Raw genomic sequence first — 22857 nt, 5'->3', positions numbered from 1 at the left:
ACCTTAAAGCTTTTAATCTGTGAACTTGTGGCTATTAAACATCTACCGCCATCACCAGCACACTTACCTTATTATCACCAGCCTTTAAAATTTCCCATGCAATGGATGAAACGGTGTTTCCTGTTGTAAAAACATCATCAATAAGTAAAATGTGTTTTCCCGTTACTGGTTGAGTGAGTGAAAATGTATTGACAGATTCCAAGCGGTGTTTCTTATCCTTCAGTGCCTGGGCTTTTGAATAATGATTTCTTTTAATCAGGTTATGCTCAAATGGTATGTTGTAAAACTCAGATAATGTTTCTGTGAATAGATGCAGCTGATTGTAACCTCTTTCCCGTAATTTTCTGGGATGTAAAGGTACGCTCACCAGCAGATCATGCTTTATCTCTTTAAAATCCAGACGTTCTATCGCCCATTCTGCCAGAATTTTTCCTGTTTTTTCCCGGCTTCTGTATTTGAGTTCATGGATAATTTTTCTGCTTAACCCTTCTTCCTCAAACTGTATCAAAGCATAAGTGTTCTCAACAGGGAAGAGTAACCTGCATTTTTCTTTGACAGGATTATTTCCCAAATAATCATTATGGGTGAAATGAATTTGGCTGAAACATAAGTCGCAGACCAAAAGATCAGGTTCTATAATCCTGCTGCAGTGGATGCATCGGTTAGGGAAAAATAAATCAAGCATCATTGGTGTGTTTTTAGCTAAGTTAGGAAATTGTTTGTTGTTAGTAAATAAATAGCTGTTTTTAAACTATTCACCCTCTTAAACTTTCATAATCCAGACTCTCACATCCTCCAACTCTCTGATCCTAAAACTCTTTCCTGATCTTCTCAATAGCATTTTTCATACTGAGATTAAAGTGCTCTTTTTCCAGCCGGACGGGAGGAGTCTGTCTTACTTCACAATCCGGAATACTGCAGGACTCACAGGTAACCCCAACGTTAATGGTTTTTAAAGACGGAGATTTTATAAAGCTTATTTTTTTTATGGTCTGGGGATTCAGTAAAATACCGAGGCAGTAACTTCTGTTGCTGCCGTCAGAAAATGGATTTTTTTGAGACGTTGAGATAACCAGATAACTTATTCCCTGGTCTTTATAATGGGAGATTTGAGCATCTGTCAATGTTTCATTTTCCTTTAAATGGTGCAGGTTTTTCACAGCGATCCATCTTCTGCAGTAATGCTCATTCATAGCATTGGCATGGGGCGCTTGCTGGTGATTGAGATGCAGCTCTTTTAAAATCTGTATTTTATCGGAATCTTTCTTCTTTACCAGGCATAAATAAAACAAATCCTTTATCCCCATTTCGGCAGAAAGGATATTGGTTAACCTGTAATAGAAAGTTTCCGGTGAATTGGTAAAGCTGTTGATAAGATTTTCAAAACTTTTATATTCCCAATTATTTTGTTTAAAAAAATCTAAGGTTTTTTCAATGGCAGGTTCTTTTGGTATTAATAAAGCTCCCGCGAAATAAGAGGCATAAAAATTATTAAGAATTTCTTCAAAACTTCCAAAATCAAGCCATGAATAAGTAGTGGGACGAACCCTTAAGTCCAGTACATTGAACCCTATTTCTTTAGCAAGAATAAACGTCTTCTGATCCTTTTCAAGTTTTTTGTTGAGCAGCAATAATTTTTTCTCAGGTACAAATAAAGACCGGAGATTATCCAGGGTTCCATATTTTTCAAAATCTTCAGACTGAATATGGTAGCTGAATTTTTCCACAAGGATATTTTCTAACGCTTCAGATTTTAGGTTTTTATCAATATACAATTGATTTTCTTGAGTAAATAAGCTGACTTTTTCTTCTATTTCCGGGAAATAATTATCATACAGCTCCTGAAAAGACCGCAGTACCGCAAAATAAAATCTCTCTTTCCCAAGGTTATAGTTTTGGGAAATTTCAATCAGGGCATTAATAAAAGCTGTTACTTTTTTGGGTGCATCACTGATAATACTGATAAGGTTGTTTTTATTGATCCCAAATAAGTCCAGGGGAATTTCTTTGAAAAAATCAGATTGCAGTATTTCATTGAATGGCGCTAAGCTTTTATCCAGTTTTGTGGATACAAGATCATCAAAAGTACAGTGTAAAGCATCAGAAAGCTGAATGATTTTATCGTGTTTAGGATATTTTTTTCCATTTTCAATTTCGTTGAGGTAAGATTTTGATAATCCGGTTTTTACGGCAAGGTCCTGTAGAGACCAATTTTTCTTTTGTCTCTGCTGCTTCAGCTTTAGCCCGAAAACTGTTTTGATAAAGTCACTTTCTGGATTCATTACTCAAATATAAAAAAATGAATGCGATTATTCGCATAATAGTTTTTAAAATAAATTAGCGAACGTTCGCTGATTGTGAAAATTTTTATTTATGTTTGTAATATCAAATCACAAAATCAACAAGTTATGGAAATGCAGGCTCAATTAAAAATAAAGGCTCAGAAACAGTTTGAAGAAATTTTAACTCCGGATTTGTTGGAATTTCTGACAGCACTTCATCAGAATTTCAACGATAAAAGGCTGGAGCTTTTAAAAGAGAGAAAAAAAACTCAGCAGGAATTCGATAAAGGTGCTCTTCCGCAATTTTTGAAAGAGACAGAAGAAATCAGAAACGGAAACTGGAGCTGCGGATCATTACCGGAAGATTTACAGGACAGAAGAGTGGAGATTACAGGCCCGGTTGACCGAAAAATGATCATCAATGCATTGAATTCCGGAGCTTCAACATTTATGGCTGATTTTGAAGACAGCAGCTCGCCGACATGGGAAAATTGTATGGAAGGGCAAAAAAACCTTTCTGATGCCGTCAGCAGAAAAATTGATTTTACCAACGAAAATGGAAAAGCTTATAAGCTGAATGAGAAAACCGCTGTTTTATTGGTTCGTCCCCGTGGCTTGCATCTGCCTGAAAAACATATGGAGATCAATGGAGAAGAAGCATCTGGCTCACTGACTGATTTTGGAATTTATTTTTTCAGAAATGTAAAAAACCTGTTGGAAAAAGGAAGTGGTCCTTACTTCTATCTTCCAAAACTGGAACATTATAAAGAAGCCCGCTGGTGGAATGATGTTTTTGTATTTGCTCAGAATTACCTGGAAATTCCCCAGGGTACAATTAAAGCAACTGTTCTGATTGAAACCATTACAGCTTCCTTCCAGATTGATGAAATCTTATATGAATTAAAAGAGCACAGCGCAGGGCTGAACTGCGGAAGATGGGATTATATTTTTTCCTATATCAAGAAATTAAGAAACCTTCCTGAGTTTATTGTTCCGGATAGAGACCAGGTAACAATGACTTCTCCTTTTATGAGTGCCTACTCAAAAAGAGTGATTGAGATATGCCACAAAAGAAATGTTCATGCTATTGGGGGAATGGCAGCTCAGATTCCGGTAAAGGATGATGAGGAAGCGAATAGAATTGCTTTTGAAAAGGTAAGAAGCGATAAAGAACGTGAAGTAAAGAACGGACATGATGGAACCTGGGTAGCACATCCAGCACTGGTGACAGTGGCAAAAGAGATTTTTGATCAGCATATGCCTGAAAAGAATCAGATCGATAAAAAATTTGAATACCATATCAAAGAGACAGACCTGCTGGAAATTCCTAAAGGAGAAATAACGGAAAAAGGGGTCAGAAAAAATATCAATGTAGGAATCCTTTATTTGGAAAGCTGGCTGATGGGAACCGGTGCTGCGGCGATATACAATCTTATGGAAGATGCGGCCACCGCAGAAATCTCCAGAACCCAGATCTGGCAATGGCTGAAAAATGAAGCTGTTTTAAGTGGCGACAGAACGCTTACCCGAAGTATGGTATTGCAATGGGAAGCTGAAGAAATGGAGAATATTGAAAGCTATGTAGGAGAAAACCGTTTCAAAACAGGAAAATTTAACCTGGCCAAAGAACTTTTCAATGAATTGATCTTCTCAGAAAATTTTGAAGAATTTTTAACCCTGAAAGCGTATCCTTTTATTTAGTTTGAAAGTGAGAGAGTTTGAGAATTGTAGTGATAAGTTTAAATGAATGTAATTTACCAACTACCAACTACCAACTATCAACTGACAACCATACCCAATACTCTCACTCCTACTGCCAGACTACTAATCCCTAACCTCTAAATTAACAAAATCCAAAATATTATGAAATCTAAACAAGAACAAATCCAGGCTATAGAGCAAGATTGGCTGACAAATCCACGCTGGAACGGCGTAAAAAGACTTTATACAGCTGAAGAAGTTTTAAAACTCAGAGGCTCTTATAAAATTGATTACACCATTGCGACAGAAATGTCTAAAAAATTCTGGGATAAATTAAATAGCCAGGATTATGTAGCCGGCCTTGGTGCGCTTACAGGTAACCAGGCGGTTCAGGAAGTGGATGCCGGACTGGAAGCGATTTACCTTTCTGGCTGGCAGGTAGCAGCAGATGCTAACTTATCGGGAGAGATGTATCCGGATCAGTCTTTGTACCCTGCCAATTCAGTGCCTGCTGTAGTGAAGAAAATTAATAGTGCTTTATTAAGAGCAGATCAGGTGCAGTCTGTAAGCGGAAACGGAGATAAAGAATATCTTGTTCCTATCATTGCGGATGCTGAAGCAGGTTTTGGAGGAAACCTAAATGCTTTTGAACTGATGAAGCAAATGATTGAAGCGGGAGCTGCCGGAGTTCATTTTGAAGACCAGCTTTCTTCAGCCAAAAAATGCGGACACTTAGGAGGAAAAGTATTGGTTCCTACACAGGAAGCTGTTAATAAGCTTATTGCTGCACGTCTTGCGGCAGATGTCTTAGGAGTTCCAAGCCTTATCATTGCAAGAACAGATGCTGATGCAGCTGATTTATTAACATCAGATATTGACGACAGAGATAAAAAATTCGTCACAGGAGAAAGAACTTCCGAAGGATTTTATGTGGTAAAAAATGGGGTAGAACAAGGAATAGACAGAGGGTTGTCCTATGCTCCTTATGCAGATTTAATCTGGATGGAAACTTCAAATCCGGATTTGGAACAGGCAAGAAGATTTGCCGAAGGAATTCACGCAAAATTCCCTGGAAAGATGCTGGCTTACAACTGTTCGCCTTCATTCAACTGGGCAGCCAAGCTAAGCGTGGAGGAGATGTCTACTTTCCGTGAAGAATTGGCAAAACTGGGCTATAAATTCCAGTTTATCACATTGGCAGGATTCCATGCCCTGAACACAGCAATGTTTGAATTGGCCTTAGCCTATAAAGAAAGAGGGATGGCCGGATATTCAGAACTTCAGGAGCGTGAGTTTGCACTGCAGCAAAAAGGATTCAGAGCAGTGAAACACCAGTCTTTTGTAGGAACAGGCTATTTTGATGAAGTACAGAATGTTGTTACAAATGGTTCTTCAGCTACCGTAGCCATGAAAGATTCTACAGAAACGGCTCAGTTTCATTAGTCATTTTTTCCATATTTTTTGATACTAAACCTTCTCGTTTCCGGGAAGGTTTTTTGGTGGTAGAATTGCCACAAAATTTTAAAAATACTACCCATTAAAGTTATTTTGGTTACTTAAACGGCCTTTGTTTTAAATGAAACTGTTTGAATTATTTTAAATATATTTATGTTAAATGATTTTAGTTCAATGGATTATAGGCTATTAATCTTAAAAATTTATTTTTTATAGGCAGATACAAATTAATATGTAAATTACTATGCAATATTCATGGCTGTATCTTTTTGATATTTAATAAGATATGTTTTTTTTAATCAATAAAAAACTATTAAAATTGAAATAAATATTAAAGTATATAACCATGAATAACGAAAACTTTGACACCGTTAAATTCCTTTACAAAAATTTTACGTATCCCTTTCCTGTATTAAAAAATCCCCAGGCAGATTATCTGCAGAAAATCACTGATGAACAATGGATTGATGGAGAATATTTGTGGATTTATAAAAATAATCCTGAATTACGTAAAAAGTATAAAAAGACTAAAACAGCTCATATTACAGCCTGTTTTTTTCCCATAGCATCCTTTGAGCGCCTTAAACCTATGGGTAAGCTGATGCTTTGGGCATTTTATAATGATGATCTCTATGAACAAATTGATTATGAGTGTCTCGGAGATGTGCGAACTCAATCAATTGCTATATTGAATGGTGAAATGGAAGTTTCTGCTTCAACTATACCTTTGGGCGGGATGTTAGCTTCATTGAGACAGGAACTGTTGCAGTTCGTTCCGGAAACATCTGTTTTCCGGCTTAGTCAAATGATTGACAGGTATTTTTCAGGATTGGAAGCAGAATTAAAATATAAAAAGAACGAACAGTTTCCAACAATATCCGAATGTATTGCTCTGAGAGAAAAATCAGTTTGTTTATATCCTTTTATGCAGCTTATAGAAGTGGAAGCTGGGATTGTATTGCCTCCGGAGGTTCATGAGCATCCTGTTATTCAGCGTCTTCAGGCATTAATATGTCAAATGACAGTTTATTTTAATGAAATACAATCACTCTGGAAGGATGAAGCTACCGGATGTATTTACTATAATATGGTAAAAGTTATCCAGAATGAATACAAAATGACATTAGAAGAAGCCTGTCTTGAAAGTCTGCGTCTCCATAATGAGGGTCTTGAAGAATTTATAAGTTTACAAAACTCTCTTCCGGATTTTGGAATGTGGAATGATGCAGTTGTCAATTGGGTGCACTCTATGAGTCTGTTTCTGAGTGGCTGGAAAACTATTTCTGCCAATCTTGACCGTTATAATGGAACTGCTTTTCCCAGTGCTTTAGAACTTCAGAAAAAATTAAGCGAAATATAATCATTGTTTAAATTAAAGAAGAATTTCTTTATTTAAGAATGTTTTCACCTATTTAAATTTGATAACAGATAATTAAAAAATTGGATTATATTTGAAGTCGGAAAAAACAATTTTTTAAACAAAATGAATTTAATTAAAGCCCTTTTTATTACAGCAGGATTAGTACTTAGCGCAAATACTGTACATGCTCAGCAAAAAATAGGTAGCGTAAACACGGATGAAGTTTTTTCAAGCTTACCGGAGGTGAAAACAATAAGTGCAACGATTGATAACCTGACGAAAACCAAACAAGCTGAGGTTGAAAAGTTAATCGGTGACTATCAAGCTAAGCTGAAAGCAGCTCAAGATAAAGAAAAAACATTGACTGAAGCTAATAAAGAATCAGTGACTAAAGAACTGATGGCAGCACAGACGGAATTAGATGCTCTAGGCAAAAAAGTAGAAACAGCAAGAACGCAAGCCGGTAAGGAAATTTCAGCAAAACAAAATGAATTGTTGGTTCCATTACAGCAGAAAGTGCGGGGAGCTATTGCAGCAGTGGCAAAAGAAAAAAGCCTGAACATGGTGTTTGATACAGCTTCACAAGGGAATAATAACCTTATCTACACAGATGGAAGCGAAGATATTACCGATAGTGTAAAAGCTAAATTAGGAGGTTCAACAACAACCTCTAAGCCTGCAGCAAAATCTAAATAATCCCCTCAATAGATTAAATACTCTAAAACAGAACCGGTCAATATCCGGTTCTGTTTTTTTATTGCCGTTTTATAGCAGAAGGAGCGGCTCTATTTTATTTTTTATTATAATTTTGAGTAAATTTCAGAAATGGGTTTAGTATATCAGAAAAAAATAAAAGTAACGGAAGAGCACATTGATCAGAACAATCACGTCAATAATGTCCAGTATGTACATTGGGTGGAAGAAATAGCTGCTGAACACTGGGATCTTTTAAAACATAAAACAGAATATGAAAATGATGCCTGGATGCTCCTGGATCACCATATTCAATATAAAAAGCAGGCCTATCTGAATGATATGATCACCGTAAAGACCTATCCTTTGTCTCCTGAAGGAGCTAAGCAGCCAAGAAAAGTTGAGTTTTACTGTAATGACAAGCTTTTGGTGGATTCAAGCACACTTTGGGTTTTATTTGATCCTGAAACAAAAAAAATTAAAAGACTGGAAACTAACTGGCTGGAAAAATTTTAAATAATAACATACAGTAAACGACTCCAGATAAAACAAAAAATACTATATAATCATTCTGAAAACCAGTTAGCATGGCAACAAATATTTCAACAATAGTGATTAATGCACCAAAACAGAAAGTTTGGGATACTTTAACACAACCTGAATTCGTAAAACAATGGCAATACGGAAGCAATCTGCTTACAGACTGGATCGTAGGAAGTGCTATAGAGTTTATAGCAGAATGGGAAGGGAATGTATTTAAACAGTGGGGAACCGTTTTGACATTTATTCCGACGGACAGTTTAAGTTATAACCTGTTTGCCCCCAGACCGGGCCTTGAAGATAAGCCTGAGAATTATTTTATCATGAAATACATTCTGACAGATCTTGGCGGAAAAACAAAACTTGAAATTATACAGGAGGATAACAGACCCGATGTTGTACAGGAAGAGCCTCAAGGTAAAGAAAATCCGGTTCTTCAGGGATTAAAAAATATTGCGGAAACAAGTTGATATGAAAAGGAAATTAAGAAAAATACATATCAACAATATGGAGTATTTGTATTCTGTTACAGATACATATCATGCAGGTACGGAAACCAATACTTTAACGGTGAGAATATTTTTAAGCGGACAGAAAAAGACCCCTTTAATCATTGAATTTCTGACTTCTGATGATTATTTTATGGGACAGCCCTTACAATCAGGAATTATACTAATCAATAAAATAACTTCCTCTGAAGATGAGGTTAACTTTAATGAGCCCGGGTATATACGACAACTTATCCTGCAAGGACAAAAAAAAGGCTGGACAGGAACTAATGCAATGGAAAAACAAAACGGACTGGATTATTTGGCAGAATTAGGGTATGAAACGGATCAATTAATTTCATGAAATTATGTAATGTAATAAAGCTGTCAATTGTCTATAATAAAGAAATATCGACAGATTAACATATAATGAAACAATCCATTTTAGCAGCGCTCTTTTTAAATTTTTCTTTTTTGGGGTACAGCCAAACAGCAGAACAGTCAAAAGCAATCGACAGCTATATAAAAAAAGTTATCCAAATCAATGAAATTCCCGGAATGGCTGTTGGAATTGTAAAGAACAATACAATAACCTTTCAGCAGTATTATGGCAGGGAAAATTTGGAAACCAGTAAAAAGGTGAATTCCAATTCTATGTTCAGGATCTATTCTACTACGAAACTGATATCAAATGTGGCTCTTTTTAAGCTTATTGAAGAGGGAAGATTATCCCTGGAAGATAGAGTGTCAAAATATGTGGCCAACTTGCCCAATGAGTGGCAAAACGTACAGGTAAAAAACCTGTTGACCCATTCTTCCGGCCTTCCCAATTGGGTTGATTTTAGTGATATTTCAGTAAATGCAACAAATGCTGAAGTTATTGCCCGGTTATCAAAGGAAAAAATGGAATTTGAAACCGGAAATGAATATAGATACAACCAGACAAACTATCTTCTGATTACCATGATTATTGAAAAAATAACAGGGAAGACCTATGAAGATTATGTCCTTGAGAATCAATTTCAGGATGCTGAAAACCAATTGGTATTTTCATCCAATCCTGTTGAGAAAATTCCTAACAGAATTGTAAAATATAATTATAATACAACAACAAAACAATACGAAAAGGTTACTGCTATTGACGGTGTGAGAGCACATTCTTCAAATGGGTTGGCGATTACACTCCCTGCTTTTTTACAATGGGGTATTCATCTTAGCAAAAATGATTTTCTGAAACCGGAGACAAAAAAAATGATGTGGCAGCCCTTTCACTATAAAAATAATGGATTTGATTTTGCGTATGGTTGGGAGATTACAGATAACAATAATACAAAGTCATATGGCTTTTCGGGGGGAAACGTAAATGCTTATAGTATCTTCCCGGATAACGATATGGCTGTTGCCGTTATGTATAATGGAAATAAAGGATTTCCAGTAATGTACCAAATGATCAATCATATTGCCGGAATTATGGATACACGCCTGATGAATCCCTATACATTGGCAGAAGAAATGACAATAGCTGAGCCTTTTGTACATCCGGATCTTAAAAAAGAAGTGTATGGATACAGAACAGAAAATGACAAAGTAATTTTTTCTTATCCATATCCTGAAAATCTAAGTACTGAGTTTATCAAGACTATTTCAGTAGCAGGTTCATTTAATGACTGGAATAGTGAGAATACATCTTATCAGCTGGTTCTTAAAAAGAATAATGTCTTCGAGGTTGCAGTACCCAAATCTCAGTTTGAAAAAGGAAAAACTTATGGTTTTAAATTCGTGATGAACAAAAACGGATGGCTGACTATTCCTTACAATGCCATCAATGTAGATGGATCCGGGGATAATAATCTAACCTTAAAAATTGATTAAAAGATGAGTTTAATACCTGTAATAGAAACAGTCTTTTCTGTGTTTAGCTGTTTTGTCATATCTTTGCACCATGATACGTATAACAAAAATTTTTACCTTCGAAACAGCTCACGTACTGTACAACTACGATGGGAAGTGTAAAAATATGCACGGGCATTCCTATAAACTGTTTGTAACGGTAAAGGGAAGACCTATTAATGATATAGAAAACCCTAAGAATGGGATGGTGGTGGATTTTGGAGATATCAAAAGTATCGTAAAATCTGAAATTGTAGATGTTTGGGACCATTCTGTTCTGGTGAATGCATTATCTCCTCACAAAGAACTGGGAGATGATCTTGAACAGAAAGGACATAAAGTAATCTACTGCAGTTTCCAGCCGACCTGTGAAAATATGCTGTACGCTATTGCTGCAAAAGTGAAATCAAAACTTCCTGAAGGAATTTCTCTGGCTTATCTTAAACTTCATGAGACTGAAAACTCTTATGGAGAATGGTTTGCAGAAGATAATTAATAATTCATTTCCAATAAAGTTCAGACGGTGTTAAAAACAACAATTAATTTAGAACCTGGAAAAAAGGTATATTTCGCTTCAGATCAGCATTTTGGAGCTCCAACTCCTCAAGAGAGCAGGATACGTGAAGAGAAATTTATACGTTGGATGAATGAGATCAAAGAAGATGCTCAGGTTTTATTTTTAATGGGAGATCTTTTTGACTTCTGGCATGAGTGGAAACATGTTGTTCCCAAAGGATATGTGCGTGTTCTTGGTAAAATTGCTGAACTGAAAGACCGGGGAATCCATATTTATTTTTTTGTGGGAAACCATGATCTTTGGATGAAAGATTATCTGGAGGAGGAAATAGGATGTACCGTTTTTTATCAGAAGCAATATTTTGAAATGGGCGGAAAACAGTTTCTGTTAGCTCATGGAGATGGGCTGGGACCGGGAGACAAAGGATATAAGAGAATGAAAAAGTTATTCACAAATCCGGTGGCACAATGGTTTTTCAAGTGGTTGCATCCCGATATTGCCATGAAAATGGCCTTATATCTTTCCCAAAAAAATAAAATGATTTCCGGAGAAGAGGACAAAGCATTTTTAGGAGAAGACAAAGAATTTTTGATCATCTATTCCAAAGAAAAGCTGAAGACAGAGAAGATAGACTATTTCATTTATGGGCATCGTCATCTTCCTATGGTATTGGATCTGGAACAGCGCTCACAATATATCAACCTTGGTGACTGGATCTCTTATTTTACATATGGAGTTTTTGAAAAAGATTTTGAGCTTAAGGTTTTTGATAAATAAACAAAAAAAATTGCCTCTAAAAGAGACAATTTTCGAATGAACCTAAGCGCATTCTTGTTTTTAATCCATATTCCGAATAAGTGATTGCAAGAATTTTACCAAAGTTTAATTTTGTAGTAAAAATTATTAAATAAAAAGTATTCTTTCTTGAAATTCATTGTATTGAAGGGATGGAAGGGCTAAAAAAGATTTATAAATTGAAAAATATATTCGACATACAGACAGAACAGGATTTTGTGGAAGCATCATTGAAAACATTTCGTTATCAGTATGAAAATGTTGAGATATATAGAAAGTTCGTCAACTTTTTAAAAGTGAATCCTGATGAGGTAGACAGCGTATTGAACATCCCTTTTCTGCCTATAGAAATGTTCAAGAACCATCAGATTCTGGATAAGAATGCCACTACAGATTTATATTTTCAGAGCTCAGGAACTACCCAGATGAATCTGTCGAAACATTTCATTGCCGATCAGAATTTATATGAAGAAAGTATTTATAAAAGTTTTGAACAATTTATAGGCAAACCTGAAGATTTTATTTTTCTGGGGTTACTTCCAAGCTACCTGGAAAAACAAAATTCATCATTGATTTATATGGTGGATTATCTGATGAAAAAATCGGGAAAACCGGAAAACGGATATTTTCTTTATAACCATTCAGACCTTTTTGACCTTTTAAGCCAATTGAAAGATCAAAAAGTTATTCTTTTTGGAGTTTCTTTTGCCTTGCTGGATTTTTTGGATCATTGTCAATCCAACACAGGTAATAAGTCTCTACGTTTTCTTGAAAATTTAGTCGTTATAGAAACCGGAGGAATGAAGGGCCGAAAAGAAGAAATGACAAAAGATGAACTTTTGCAAATTTTGCAGGAAGGCTTTAATACCCAAAAAATATACTCTGAATATTCGATGACAGAACTGCTTTCACAAGCATACTCTCTTGGAAATAATGAATATCAATGTCCAAACTGGATGAGGATTATGGTCAGGAATGCAGAAGACCCGTTGTCTTATGAAAAAGAAGGACGAACAGGGGCTATTAACATCATAGACCTTGCCAATACCCATTCCTGTTCTTTCATTGCAACACAGGATCTGGGGAAAATAAACGGTGATAAATTCCAGGTACTGGGAAGAATAGACCACTCTGATATCAGAGGCTGTAGCTTACTGGTAAGTTGAAAGTTGAAAGCTATATAGATCTGCAATTCGAGGGCCAGAGATTGAAGCCTTAAGATTATACATTTCTCAACAGCCTAAAGTTTCTAATCTCTAAGTCTCCTATCTCTACTCTCTCAGTCTGTTCACGTCAATACATTATACATCATACTTTGTACATTTCATATTATAAAAACCATGATCAAAATAGAAGAACTTGTACATGCCTATATTCACTCTCATTGTGATTTTGAAAAAGAGCTTGTTCTGACTAATTATTTTCAGGCAGACTGGGAAGCAGATATTCTGATTGTTGATGCAGAAGGGTGTAGCCATGAAATTGAAATCAAACTTTCTAAAAGTGACTTTAAAAATGATTTCAAAAAATCATATATCAATAAAGAAACCGGCGAAAAGTTTCTGAAGCATGATAAAATTTCCTGTGGAGATTATATCTGCAATACTTTCAGTTTCCTGCTGCCTATGGGAATGGTAGATACTCATCTTATTCCCGAACACTGCGGAATTATTGAATTTTATCATAATGCAGATACATGGGAAACAGAATTTTATCCAATCCGGCCTCCTAAAAAGCTTCATGAAGATTCTTACTGGAGCTTGAATGATAAAGATCTTTTTATCAGGAAAATGGCACTCAATCTTCTTCAGCGTAAAATGGAAATCAAAGGAAAACATGAAGAACTTATTTTTAAAAACCCTTTTGATATTAAAAAGATAAAATAGAAAAACCTGCCAGCTGGCAGGTTTTTCTATTTTGTTATGAATTGAGAACCTCATTAATCTGCTATTTCTGCAGTATCTCTCTGAAGTAAGAATTTGTAGATTAATCCACCTACAATTCCTCCAAGGATAGGTGCTACCCAGAACAGCCAAAGCTGTGACATAGCGAGACCACCTGTGAAAACTGCCTGCGAAAGAGATCTTGCAGGGTTTACTGACGTATTGGTGATTGGAATAGAGATTAAATGGATCAGCGTAAGCGCAAGACCAATAGCAAGACCTGCAAATTTACCGTTTGCCCATTTATCCGTTGCTCCCATGATGATGATAAGGAAAAAGGCTGTTAATAAAAATTCAGCAAGGAATGCTGCGCCCATACTGAATGCCTTTCCGTTGTATACTGCCTCGCCATAGAAATTGGTGGCAAAATCACCCGGTTTTGAAAAATCTACCGCTCCGGCACCGTTAAGGATGGTATATAAACATCCGGCTGCTACAAGTGCTCCTAAACACTGTGCTACGATATAAGGGATCAGATCCTTGGCAGAAAATCTTCCTCCTGCTAAAAGTCCGAAAGAAACTGCAGGGTTGAAATGCCCTCCGGAAATATGACCTACCGCATAAGCCATTGTAAGAACAGTAAGACCAAAGGCTAAAGCCACCCCTAAAAGTCCTATACCAATATCGGGAACTCCGGCGGCAAAAACTGCGCTTCCACAACCACCGAAAACAAGCCAAAATGTGCCGAAAAATTCAGCAAAAAGTTTTTTTATCATATTGTTTATTTTTAAAATGTATCTCAAATGTAAAATTTATATCTTAAAGTAAAAAGTTAAAACTGAAAAAATATTTCAAAAATAAGAGAACAAAAATTATAAATTCAATAATTTGGTTTGAAGTTTGTTTGGGATTTATTTATATAGTACTATCATTGGAATGAATGATATAACATAAACATTTTATCTTTCATTCAGTAAATTTAAAAAGAGGAGTTAATGAAAAAGTTTCTTTGTGTGGTCTTTGTACCTTTTATTTATAATCTGCATTATGCGCAGGTGGCCAAAAGTGCAATGCGTGAATTTAAAGGGATCAAGGTTATGAATATCGAACCCACTGCTCTTTATAAGCCTCATATTGATGCTTCCAAAAGCTTTAAAATACAGCTGCTGAAAGATTCTAAAACAGTACAGAAATACGTTAATAATGGAAAGTTCCATAAAATAAAAAAATCCGGGAAAGGATATCATGTTCAGAAGCTTGATTACAGCAGGCCCTGGATGGTATCTAAAGCAAAGGCGACATTAGAAAAAATGGGTACAAAGTTTAGCAAAGATACAAAGGGTGGAACATTCACCGTTTCCTCCATTACCCGGACACTTGAAGATCAAAACAGGTTAAGAAGAGTTAATTCTAATGCTTCACTGGGGATAAGTTCCCACAATTATGGAAATTCTTTTGATATCTCCTATATAAGATTCAATAATGTACTCAAATACAATCCAAAAATGGAACTGGCACTAGAGAAAGTTTTAAAGTATTATGCTAATGCTGGTAGAATTTATTACATCAAAGAGAAGCAACAGCGTTGTTATCATATTACAGTGAGAAATTATTAATTAAAATTCTTACTTGCATAGCATGTGTAGTTTGTATATTTTTATACAACTTAAAAACTATGATTATGACAACATTAAACAGCGAAGACTTCATGCTCTCTAAAGAGGAATGCAAAACAGCTATGGACCAATGGAGTTTACTTCTTTCCAATTTTCCTCAGCTGAAGAAATTAATTCCCGCCAATTATATTTTCGAAATAAACAAAGGTCATCTGGATTGGATGAGAGGGAATAGTGAATATCCGGAATTCTGTGCTGGGGTAGGTGTTTATAATGAAAATCTGATTATTATTTTATATCCTATGGATGAAAACGGATTGAGAAGAAGTATGGAAGAATATCCATGCAGCCTTCTTTGCCCGCTGGCATATGACTTAAAACTGCAGGAAATACAGCAGTATACAGTTGTTAAAAATGCTCTTCTTTCTAAAGACCTTCAGAATATTGATAAGAATGCAGATATGTCTTTCCCGATTTCCAGTAAACCGGTCCTTGAGCAGGATAAGGCCATAGAAGCTATTGAAAGATGGAGAAATGAAGGAATGGATTGGTTTTATCAGGAATGTACAGCATACAAGGGAACGAGAATCTTTACTAAGTTTTATGTTCCTACAGAAGATTTATGCCTTTCAGATAAAAATTTAACCAGAATAGTATGCTCATTCGGATTAAGATACAGTGATATTTATGGAAGAATGTTAGTAACGCTTGTTTTTATTTCTTTTCTTGAAAATCTGGAAAGCAGTAATACAGGAAGCAGTGCAATAACTGAAGCCAATACATACGATTGGGCAAAACCTTGCCCGCCAATTTGCCGTATACCGGATGCACTATAATTATAACTGAGGAATGGCGGATTTTTATAAGGCGATTTTATTCCTGAACTATGGTCTTCTTCTATCAGTGATATTGCTGGGAGCAGGAAAATACCGCATATTACATAATAAAGAAAAGCACTATTTTCACTGTATTGCTTTTCTTTTCTTTATTGAACTGCTGAATCTTGTCCTGCCTTATGTTTTTAATCTCAACGATACATCATTTCTTTATCCTCTTTATATAGCCGGGGAGTTTTTTTTATTGTCGGTGTTATTTATCAGGAAGCTGGAGCTACCCAGGAATTTCCTGGCTCTCGTTGCAGTAGTGGCTGCCGGATTTATGATTTCAAAATATGGGTTTAATTACCCTGTCAATGCAGATATAGCTAAAGTAGTTTCTAATATTATGATCATCTGTCTTTCTGGATTTACATTGATTCGGGAAATTAAAGATACTTCTGCACAAAACCGTTTTCTTTTAACAGATGCCAGTATTTTTTTCTATTACTCGGTTTCTGTATTTATTTTTATCGTGCAGCATCAGATCGCTAACCTGTCTGAGGACGATTATTATATTATTTTTAGTGCCAACAATATCCTGTCCGGGATTTTGTACTGTTCATTTTTATATACCTTCATCAAATTAAAGAAGTAAGCCTAAATATTAACCTGTTAATCCTTATAATTGTTACCATAACAGTTATAGTAGCTTTTATTTTGCTTGCCTACAGGTCTTTTATCAGCAGGATTATAAAAGAAAAAAATGTACAGCATGAAGCAGAAGTCCTTCATCAGAAAAAGCTGGCACTGGAAAATATTAAGGTTCAGGAAGAAGAAAGAAAAAGAATAGCGGTAACCATTCATGATGATATAGGAAACAGACTTAACATTCTTTCTTTATGGCTGAACAATCTCGACACCAAAGGGGATGAAATTATTAAAAAAAATATCTACAGTCAGATGTCTGCCCTGATTGATGCAGCCAGAAGTATTTCGCATTCATTATATCCTGTTAACCTGGAATCTGTAGGACTGGTGCTGTATGTGGAAGAACTGATTGCCAATCTTTCCCATAAAATCAATCTTTCCCTGCAGGTAATGCCCGGATACAAAAAGAAAGATCTTTTTGTGGAAGTACAGTTGTACAGAATTATTCAGGAATTTACAACCAATGTAATCAAACATTCTGATGCTACGGATATTTGGATCTATATTAAAGATTACCCTCATCATATGGCAGTTGTGATTTCAGATAACGGCCAGGGTTTCGATTACGATCAGGTGAAAAAAGGAATGGGTATTAAGAATATCGAATCCAGAATCAAGTCAATGAATGCCACCTATAAATGGAAAAGTACTTTTTTAAATAAAGGAAGCCGTATAATTATTAAAATTCCCAAACATAATGAGTTCCCAAATCAAGATAGCCCTGATAGATGATGAACAGCTGATCCTGGAAGGAGTAAAGATGCTGCTGTCCAATGAAAAAAATATATCGGTATGCCTTACCGCAGATAATGGCCCCGATTTTATTGAGCAATTGGAAAATATTTCTGAAAATGAATTTCCTGATATTGCCCTGGTAGATGTTCAGATGAAACCGATGAATGGTTTTGAACTGGTAGAGATTCTTAAAGAAAAATATTCTGACCTTAAAATTATCATTCTTTCCTCCCACTATAAGACCTCTATTCTGGGATACATGGTGAAGTTGGGAGTTTCTGCATTTCTTCCCAAAAACTCCAATAAAAAAATATTTATTGAAGCCATTACCATGGTCAATAAAAATGGAGTGTTCTTTACCGCTGAAGACCATCAGATGTTATTCACTTATATGAACAGCTCGGCAAAGAAAAACTCGCTTTTTGAAACAGAAGATGAGCTGTCTGAAAGAGAAAAAGACGTTGTAAAACTTATTTGTCAGGAATTTACAAATAATGAAATCGGAGAAAAGCTCTTCATCAGCCCAAGAACGGTAGAGAGTCACAGACAGCGGATCCTGGAGAAAATTGGAGCTAAAAATACAGTGGGCATAGTGATTTACGCCATTATAAACAATATTTATTCGCTTGACAAATTATAGCCTCATTCCGTAGAAATACGGAATTTTTTATTTGGTACTTTTCACGCTAGTTTAGCATTCCTTTCTTCTGTTACTTTGAAGATATCCAGGTCAGAGACCTTTGGATGAAATTTGAATGTACAATGCAGATCAATCTGTAACATAAATGATTAAAAAGAATGGAGGACAGCAACATAATTTCTGTTGGAATCTTCTTTGATGGTACTGGAAATAATGGAGTAAACGCTTTTTCACCGGATAAGCCACTAAAGAATAATGAAAGCTACTATGGTGCTTTTACCAATATTTACAAACTATACAACCTATTTCGTGGGAATCAAAAAATATATATTGAAGGAATAGGAACGGTAATAGGAGGTGAAGACAATAACTTTGCTATGGCCACTTGTGCAAACCCACCTTACGGTAACGGATATTCTTCCGACGATAAAATTCAGAAAGCAGATGCTTTTGTACAGGAAATAATCAGGGATGAAAATAAAGAGTACCATTTCTACCTATACGGATTCGGGAGAGGAGGAATGCTGGCCCGGACTTTCTGTAACCGGCTTTTGTCTCACTATTCATCAATGCACATTAAAATTAAGTTTTTAGGTGCTTTTGATACGGTAGAATCCAAACCTTTTAATACCTATGACTTAAGCCTTTCCAACACAATAGAGCAAGCGCTTCACCTTTGTGCAATTAATGAATGCCGGTTCTTTTTTCCGCTTACCGGCTTTTTTGAAGACTCTAAAACCATACAGAACAAAAAATATGAAGACTGGAATTCCGTATGGAAAGAAATATTTGTTCCGGGAGCTCATGCAGATGTGGGCGGTGGATATCTGGAAGGCCCCCAGTCGGTCTATATCTCTACAGATTTTGTAAATGATACTGACCTGAATGATTATGTTTCAGATATAAGAAGCGCAAAAACTGATGCCGGAGGAAACCGGATTTGGGAACACTTATTTTCCGGTTATCAGGTGGAGAAAGAAGGCCAGTTTTCTCAGGCTTTTGTCTGCCGGGATAAAGTATATAACCATCTCTCAAAAATATACGGAAGACTTATGCTGGAAGAGACCAATAAAAATGCGGTGGTTTTCGATGCTGATCTTGCAGCATTATATTTTGAAACAGATTCCGGGAAACATCCTTTCCTCAATAATTTTTATACACAGCTTACAGAACATGTGAAATTTACCTCCACTGATATAAAGCCGGCTTATAATTATAATGAGCTGGCAGACTATATCCATATTTCGGCTAATTTTGGATTATACAGCAATGCGTTGCTGAATAGGTCAGAATCTGAAATTAACACGGAACTGATCAACAATGGTTTGAATGTCTCCAGCAGTACCTTGGTAGATAAAGAAAGCAAGAAAAGACTTTCTATTGAACTTCATCTTCCCGAAGACAGCTTCGTAGCCGACTTTCTGTACGGGACCAATGTTCCTAATAACGATATCTGGATTCGTTCAGTTGTAAAAGCTCCAGCAATAATCAGGTTGAACGAATTTAACAATTAATCTCAATACTTTTCAGTTTTAAATTTAGGTTAGGGAACATTCTTTGGATGTTCTCTTTTATTTATAAAATACTTATTATCAATTGGGTATAATTACTGAATCTTGAATTTGGTATTTTATACTGTAGTTTTTGGTTTTTAATTCTCGTTACTTTGAATTGTTCATTTAACGAAGCTTCAAAATAAAAATATGAACAAAGGGCGTATTCTGAAAAGCCCAATATCAAAGAGAGTAAGAACATCAAAAATTAAACCAATGGAAAAGACACTCGTTCAAAAAGCAGCCACTACTGTATTCTCAATTGATTTCGATTTTACATCAAATGAGCAAAAAACAATTTTACAGTATCTACAAGAAAATAATTACAAATTAATGGGATATAAAGGTGCTTCAGGACCTAATCAGGTTTCTACAGGAGTACCGGCCTGGTTTGCTATAGGCTATCAGGAGATGTTTGGCGAAGTAGAAATTGATTACGAGCCAAGGTACAAAGTATATATTTACAATAAGTCCAATATTGGTACCAATACAACCATCCAGATGCAGGCACTGTCCAGCGAAATTCCTTTGGGGACTGCTGTAACTTTCCACCAGGATGGTTCTTTTTCTACTACTTCAGGAGCTCCGGCAGGAGTAATTACTGTGAAAAATGACAGAGGAGCAGGAACATCGAATATCACGATAGGACTTGCTGCGAAGGTAAATGGCGTATTTCAGCCTTTCTGTGCATTTACATGTACACCGCAGGGTTCTGTGAGTATGGAGCCTAACGAAAAAGTAGTTTTATTTGCAGCGCAAACTAATATGACTTCAGGATCTGTTACCGGTAATGCTACAGCACCCGGATGTAATTTTATATTTAGTGCTCAGAATATACAATATGATCTGCAGATGATCGCAGGAACTTATGGTATTGAAAGTGTACCTGGAGGAGCACCTGTGAATCCTGTATCTTCAGGAGAATCATTGACGCAGCTATTAAATATTTTCTAAAAAAAATAAATCTTCCCGAAGGATCTGGTTCCTTCGGGATTTTATTATGGATATTACATTAAACATATATTTCGATAAAAACGGAATAAATTATTTGACCAATACCAATCAGATGGTAGGTATCATAAGGTCTTATCCCGGGACAGCAGATTTGAAGTATATATGTCTTGCTTTCGCTCCTTTTATTAATAACAATCCATGTACTTTCTCAGATTGCTGGAAAGCATTGGCAAGCAGGATTGAGCCTCAAACGATGTCCGTTTATAAAGAAAATGTGTCAACAGATGCACAGTACGGGAAAAGGTACTCAGTCTCCAATATAGGTTTTTATGGTGTTCCTGACGATTGCCCTGCAGAAATGTTGGGAATAGATAACACTTCAGGTTCTATTTTATTTCCTGGCATTTCCCAGAAAATAAACGGGACTTTTGGAGTTTGCAATGCAGATTCTGCTTCTGTAAATACTATTATTTATTTTGACTATAGTGACGAGCTGTGGCTCTTCACGGCAAGTGGAATCTCCTCCAATATGGCCATTTCTTCCTCTCTTTTAGTACCTTCTGATCTAGTTTATTCTGATAGTAAAACGAAAAATATTACAATGAATAAATATCTCACTATTGATTTTCAGGAGGATACAGATGTGTATTTTGATTCAGCTACTAATGTATTCAAAATGGGAAAACTTCCTCAAAAAAAATAAATAGTCATGGAAAAAATAAATTACACAACAGAAGATTATCTATATGCATTAGGACAAAATAATTTAGTGTATAATGATGATTTCCGGTATTTCAGCAATCAGATATCAAGGAATGGGGCCATCATTTATGGTATTCCTGATGGATGGCTATATAGTGATAGCGGAGCCAACGGAAAAATTTCTTTTGATTCAAATGCTAATCAGTTGGTTATTCTAAAAAGTCAGACTTCCGATGAAATGTCTTTCAGCCAGGCTCTTCATGAATTTCCAAGATGGAAACAGATGTTGCCGGGAGAAACCGTTTCTGCTCAGGTTATTTTAAATTTAAAAGTGAGCGGAGAAGTAACGGTACAATTATCAGATGGCATAGATTCCAGTTCGGTTACCGTATCCCAAACAGGAGATCACGAATTAAATCTGCAACATCTCATCAATCCTTCAGCAACAAAGCTCATCCTTAGTGTTTTATCAAAAATTCCAAATGCCGAAATAAGGATTTCACGATGCTGTACCAATTTAGGCTTGCTTGCTCTTAAAAACCTTCCCTGTATCATTCGGGGCGTGATAGGAGAACGCAGACAATATATCGCTACGGAATTTGCCCCAGAAGGAGAATTTTCATTGTGTAATGCTCCTGTTGAACTGGATGCCAATTACACAAGATTAAATTCAATACTTAATTATAGGTTCGGAAAAGGGCCCAACGGATTTTCTTTGTTATTGGATATGCGCGGATATTTCAGCCGGGCATGGAATAATCAGGCTACGGTAGACATGAATGCTACAGAAAGAAAAGCGCCCGGAACAGGAACCATTACAGGAGACCATGTCAGTACTTTTGAAAATGATATTTTTAAAAAACATGATCATGGCTTAAGGTTTTCTACAACAGCAATGATTCCTCCTGGAAATGGGCCGACTCCTATGAGTATAATTGATACAAAAAGTACCTCAAAAACAGATATTGAGGCCGATGGTTTGGAAACAAGACCTAAAAATATAGCAGAACTATATACCATCAAATGGGCTTAGCTCTATAAACCTTCAGCATATTTAGTCCAATATTTTTTAACCCCAAAAACAACATATTATGACAGTTTCAGCATGGCTTAAAAAAGCAAATAAACTTTTAGACACTTGTAATTACGAGATCAGTATTAAAAACGGCAGCAAACCGATTACAATGTCCGAAGCAACCACTTTGAACGAATTGCAAAATGAAATAGGGTCTCACCACGGGATCAGACAGGTAAAGTATAAAGAGGCTGCAGAAAGTCTTGAAGAAATGATTGCCATGGTAGAAGCGGGACAGAAAACACCGCCGCTTACTCCGGGATAGAACTTTTGAAACTTTACAAGCCCTGGAAGTTTCAGATGTAAATACAGAAATCTATGTTTTAAAACGATAAAGTAAGTTTTGAATCTGGATTAAAAACTGTCCGAAAAGGGCAGTTTTTTTATTTCTGGACTATTTCATTTCTTTTTCCGTATTTTTGCCCTCGAAAATTCATTATTCATTATTAATT

The 22857-nt window shown here is 35.9% G+C and carries 25 protein-coding genes; 22 read left to right on the top strand and 3 right to left on the bottom strand.

What is annotated here, in order from left to right; translation table 11 throughout:
- Window positions 1-34: 34 nt before the first annotated feature.
- Window positions 35-688: a ComF family protein gene (locus LQV47_RS19795; protein ID WP_230040708.1), complete on the bottom strand. Its 654-nt coding sequence runs from the start codon at window positions 686-688 to the stop codon at window positions 35-37.
- 121 nt (window positions 689-809) lie between these two features.
- Window positions 810-2282 carry a helix-turn-helix transcriptional regulator gene (locus tag LQV47_RS19790; protein ID WP_230040706.1) on the bottom strand — a complete coding sequence of 491 codons (1473 nt, stop codon included), beginning with the start codon at window positions 2280-2282 and terminating at the stop codon, window positions 810-812.
- A gap of 126 nt (window positions 2283-2408) precedes the next feature.
- On the opposite strand from LQV47_RS19790, the gene aceB reads away from it, so the two are divergent.
- The 12 genes from aceB to LQV47_RS19730 all read left to right on the top strand — a co-directional run bounded on the left by aceB (window position 2409) and on the right by LQV47_RS19730 (window position 13607).
- Complete coding sequence (gene aceB / locus LQV47_RS19785; RefSeq protein ID WP_230040704.1) at window positions 2409-3983, top strand: malate synthase A; 1575 nt, start codon at window positions 2409-2411, stop codon at window positions 3981-3983.
- A gap of 159 nt (window positions 3984-4142) precedes the next feature.
- On the top strand, window positions 4143-5426 hold the full coding sequence (gene aceA / locus LQV47_RS19780) for an isocitrate lyase (RefSeq protein ID WP_354961326.1): 1284 nt from the start codon (window positions 4143-4145) through the stop codon (window positions 5424-5426).
- Window positions 5427-5784: 358 nt separating this feature from the next.
- On the top strand, window positions 5785-6798 hold the full coding sequence (locus LQV47_RS19775) for a hypothetical protein (protein ID WP_230040700.1): 1014 nt from the start codon (window positions 5785-5787) through the stop codon (window positions 6796-6798).
- A gap of 123 nt (window positions 6799-6921) precedes the next feature.
- On the top strand, window positions 6922-7494 hold the full coding sequence (locus LQV47_RS19770; protein ID WP_230040698.1) for an OmpH family outer membrane protein: 573 nt from the start codon (window positions 6922-6924) through the stop codon (window positions 7492-7494).
- Window positions 7495-7623: 129 nt separating this feature from the next.
- Entirely contained in the window at window positions 7624-8007 is a 384-nt protein-coding gene (locus tag LQV47_RS19765; protein ID WP_230040696.1) for a thioesterase family protein, read from the top strand.
- Window positions 8008-8078: 71 nt separating this feature from the next.
- Window positions 8079-8501 (top strand): SRPBCC domain-containing protein, encoded by a 423-nt coding sequence (locus LQV47_RS19760; protein ID WP_230040694.1) that lies wholly within the window; start codon window positions 8079-8081, stop codon window positions 8499-8501.
- Between the two features lies 1 nt (window position 8502).
- Window positions 8503-8883 (top strand): hypothetical protein, encoded by a 381-nt coding sequence (locus tag LQV47_RS19755; RefSeq protein WP_230040687.1) that lies wholly within the window; start codon window positions 8503-8505, stop codon window positions 8881-8883.
- A 65-nt stretch (window positions 8884-8948) separates the two neighbouring features.
- Entirely contained in the window at window positions 8949-10391 is a 1443-nt protein-coding gene (locus tag LQV47_RS19750) for a serine hydrolase (RefSeq protein ID WP_230040686.1), read from the top strand.
- A 70-nt stretch (window positions 10392-10461) separates the two neighbouring features.
- The gene (locus tag LQV47_RS19745) at window positions 10462-10905 is read left to right on the top strand and encodes a 6-carboxytetrahydropterin synthase (RefSeq protein ID WP_047488007.1); all 444 of its coding nucleotides are present in this window, start codon (window positions 10462-10464) and stop codon (window positions 10903-10905) included.
- Window positions 10906-10932: 27 nt separating this feature from the next.
- Complete coding sequence (locus LQV47_RS19740) at window positions 10933-11703, top strand: UDP-2,3-diacylglucosamine diphosphatase (protein ID WP_230040684.1); 771 nt, start codon at window positions 10933-10935, stop codon at window positions 11701-11703.
- Between the two features lie 197 nt (window positions 11704-11900).
- The gene (locus LQV47_RS19735) at window positions 11901-12887 is read left to right on the top strand and encodes an acyl transferase (RefSeq protein ID WP_230040682.1); all 987 of its coding nucleotides are present in this window, start codon (window positions 11901-11903) and stop codon (window positions 12885-12887) included.
- A gap of 174 nt (window positions 12888-13061) precedes the next feature.
- A complete protein-coding gene (locus LQV47_RS19730) occupies window positions 13062-13607 on the top strand; it encodes a hypothetical protein (protein ID WP_230040680.1) in 546 nt (181 codons plus the stop codon).
- A 53-nt stretch (window positions 13608-13660) separates the two neighbouring features.
- Here the strand turns inward: LQV47_RS19730 and aqpZ are convergent, their stop codons facing one another.
- The gene (aqpZ, locus tag LQV47_RS19725; protein WP_230040842.1) at window positions 13661-14377 is read right to left on the bottom strand and encodes an aquaporin Z; all 717 of its coding nucleotides are present in this window, start codon (window positions 14375-14377) and stop codon (window positions 13661-13663) included.
- A gap of 222 nt (window positions 14378-14599) precedes the next feature.
- Here aqpZ and LQV47_RS19720 point away from each other — a divergent pair, with 222 nt between their 5' ends.
- The 10 genes from LQV47_RS19720 to LQV47_RS19675 all read left to right on the top strand — a co-directional run bounded on the left by LQV47_RS19720 (window position 14600) and on the right by LQV47_RS19675 (window position 22670).
- A complete protein-coding gene (locus LQV47_RS19720; protein ID WP_230040678.1) occupies window positions 14600-15220 on the top strand; it encodes a DUF5715 family protein in 621 nt (206 codons plus the stop codon).
- A 65-nt stretch (window positions 15221-15285) separates the two neighbouring features.
- A complete protein-coding gene (locus LQV47_RS19715; RefSeq protein WP_230040676.1) occupies window positions 15286-16056 on the top strand; it encodes a hypothetical protein in 771 nt (256 codons plus the stop codon).
- 13 nt (window positions 16057-16069) lie between these two features.
- Window positions 16070-16693 (top strand): hypothetical protein, encoded by a 624-nt coding sequence (locus tag LQV47_RS19710; RefSeq protein ID WP_230040674.1) that lies wholly within the window; start codon window positions 16070-16072, stop codon window positions 16691-16693.
- Window positions 16694-16755: 62 nt separating this feature from the next.
- Window positions 16756-17478, top strand: a complete 723-nt coding sequence (locus tag LQV47_RS19705; RefSeq protein WP_230040672.1) for an ATP-binding protein — start codon at window positions 16756-16758, stop codon at window positions 17476-17478.
- On the top strand, window positions 17444-18121 hold the full coding sequence (locus LQV47_RS19700) for a response regulator transcription factor (RefSeq protein ID WP_230040670.1): 678 nt from the start codon (window positions 17444-17446) through the stop codon (window positions 18119-18121). The genes LQV47_RS19705 and LQV47_RS19700 overlap by 35 nt, the downstream gene beginning before the upstream one ends.
- 158 nt (window positions 18122-18279) lie before the next feature.
- Entirely contained in the window at window positions 18280-19635 is a 1356-nt protein-coding gene (locus LQV47_RS19695; RefSeq protein WP_230040668.1) for a DUF2235 domain-containing protein, read from the top strand.
- Window positions 19636-19890: 255 nt separating this feature from the next.
- Window positions 19891-20628: a hypothetical protein gene (locus LQV47_RS19690; RefSeq protein WP_230040666.1), complete on the top strand. Its 738-nt coding sequence runs from the start codon at window positions 19891-19893 to the stop codon at window positions 20626-20628.
- Between the two features lie 46 nt (window positions 20629-20674).
- On the top strand, window positions 20675-21331 hold the full coding sequence (locus LQV47_RS19685) for a hypothetical protein (protein WP_230040664.1): 657 nt from the start codon (window positions 20675-20677) through the stop codon (window positions 21329-21331).
- Between the two features lie 6 nt (window positions 21332-21337).
- Window positions 21338-22363 (top strand): hypothetical protein, encoded by a 1026-nt coding sequence (locus tag LQV47_RS19680; protein WP_230040662.1) that lies wholly within the window; start codon window positions 21338-21340, stop codon window positions 22361-22363.
- A 58-nt stretch (window positions 22364-22421) separates the two neighbouring features.
- Window positions 22422-22670 carry a hypothetical protein gene (locus tag LQV47_RS19675; RefSeq protein WP_230040661.1) on the top strand — a complete coding sequence of 83 codons (249 nt, stop codon included), beginning with the start codon at window positions 22422-22424 and terminating at the stop codon, window positions 22668-22670.
- The last annotated feature ends 187 nt before the right edge of the window (window positions 22671-22857 follow it).

It is taken from the genome of Chryseobacterium sp. Bi04 (genome assembly GCF_918698085.1).
In the GTDB taxonomy this organism is placed as follows: domain Bacteria; phylum Bacteroidota; class Bacteroidia; order Flavobacteriales; family Weeksellaceae; genus Chryseobacterium.
The sequence above is the reverse complement of the archived record's forward strand: the minus strand, read 5'-3'. Positions and strand labels throughout refer to the sequence as shown.

Coding starts and splice junctions, on each gene's coding strand:
- LQV47_RS19795 (WP_230040708.1), bottom strand. CDS start 688: ATGATGCTTGATTTATTTTTCCCTAACCGATGCATCCACTGCAGCAGG.
- LQV47_RS19790 (WP_230040706.1), bottom strand. CDS start 2,282: ATGAATCCAGAAAGTGACTTTATCAAAACAGTTTTCGGGCTAAAGCTG.
- aceB (WP_230040704.1), top strand. CDS start 2,409: ATGGAAATGCAGGCTCAATTAAAAATAAAGGCTCAGAAACAGTTTGAA.
- LQV47_RS19775 (WP_230040700.1), top strand. CDS start 5,785: ATGAATAACGAAAACTTTGACACCGTTAAATTCCTTTACAAAAATTTT.
- LQV47_RS19770 (WP_230040698.1), top strand. CDS start 6,922: ATGAATTTAATTAAAGCCCTTTTTATTACAGCAGGATTAGTACTTAGC.
- LQV47_RS19765 (WP_230040696.1), top strand. CDS start 7,624: ATGGGTTTAGTATATCAGAAAAAAATAAAAGTAACGGAAGAGCACATT.
- LQV47_RS19760 (WP_230040694.1), top strand. CDS start 8,079: ATGGCAACAAATATTTCAACAATAGTGATTAATGCACCAAAACAGAAA.
- LQV47_RS19755 (WP_230040687.1), top strand. CDS start 8,503: ATGAAAAGGAAATTAAGAAAAATACATATCAACAATATGGAGTATTTG.
- LQV47_RS19750 (WP_230040686.1), top strand. CDS start 8,949: ATGAAACAATCCATTTTAGCAGCGCTCTTTTTAAATTTTTCTTTTTTG.
- LQV47_RS19745 (WP_047488007.1), top strand. CDS start 10,462: ATGATACGTATAACAAAAATTTTTACCTTCGAAACAGCTCACGTACTG.
- LQV47_RS19730 (WP_230040680.1), top strand. CDS start 13,062: ATGATCAAAATAGAAGAACTTGTACATGCCTATATTCACTCTCATTGT.
- LQV47_RS19720 (WP_230040678.1), top strand. CDS start 14,600: ATGAAAAAGTTTCTTTGTGTGGTCTTTGTACCTTTTATTTATAATCTG.
- LQV47_RS19715 (WP_230040676.1), top strand. CDS start 15,286: ATGACAACATTAAACAGCGAAGACTTCATGCTCTCTAAAGAGGAATGC.
- LQV47_RS19710 (WP_230040674.1), top strand. CDS start 16,070: ATGGCGGATTTTTATAAGGCGATTTTATTCCTGAACTATGGTCTTCTT.
- LQV47_RS19700 (WP_230040670.1), top strand. CDS start 17,444: ATGAGTTCCCAAATCAAGATAGCCCTGATAGATGATGAACAGCTGATC.
- LQV47_RS19695 (WP_230040668.1), top strand. CDS start 18,280: ATGGAGGACAGCAACATAATTTCTGTTGGAATCTTCTTTGATGGTACT.
- LQV47_RS19690 (WP_230040666.1), top strand. CDS start 19,891: ATGGAAAAGACACTCGTTCAAAAAGCAGCCACTACTGTATTCTCAATT.
- LQV47_RS19685 (WP_230040664.1), top strand. CDS start 20,675: ATGGATATTACATTAAACATATATTTCGATAAAAACGGAATAAATTAT.
- LQV47_RS19680 (WP_230040662.1), top strand. CDS start 21,338: ATGGAAAAAATAAATTACACAACAGAAGATTATCTATATGCATTAGGA.
- LQV47_RS19675 (WP_230040661.1), top strand. CDS start 22,422: ATGACAGTTTCAGCATGGCTTAAAAAAGCAAATAAACTTTTAGACACT.